The sequence below is a fragment of the Nocardia abscessus NBRC 100374 genome (genome assembly GCF_000308455.1).
GTDB lineage: Bacteria > Actinomycetota > Actinomycetes > Mycobacteriales > Mycobacteriaceae > Nocardia > Nocardia abscessus.
Map to the genome: position 1 here is coordinate 1 of NZ_BAFP01000182.1, position 227 is coordinate 227.

The 227-nt window shown below is 62.6% G+C and carries 1 protein-coding gene; it reads right to left on the bottom strand.

Features of this window, described 5'->3' with window-relative positions; all coding sequences use genetic code 11:
* The coding region (locus tag ON19_RS43430) for a hypothetical protein (protein WP_218006498.1) at window positions 1–227 on the bottom strand (227 nt) is incomplete at both ends.

The following is a 227-nucleotide window of genomic DNA, read 5'->3' on the forward strand; positions in this document are numbered from 1 at the left end:
TCGTACAGCCGTTCATCGAGGCTTCGCACCGAGGGCAAGGAGTCCCACTGTGTGAGCGTTTGCCGTACTGCCTTGATCCGATGGAGCGCAGTCGCATACCAGTGGCGCCCGAGTAGCTCGAGGGCTTCCCCGAGATACCGGCACGCCTGCTCGGGATTCTTTTCCAGCACCGCTGCGGCGGCTGCATCAGCGAGATAGATCGACCGCTGCTTTGCAGCTTCCTCGGG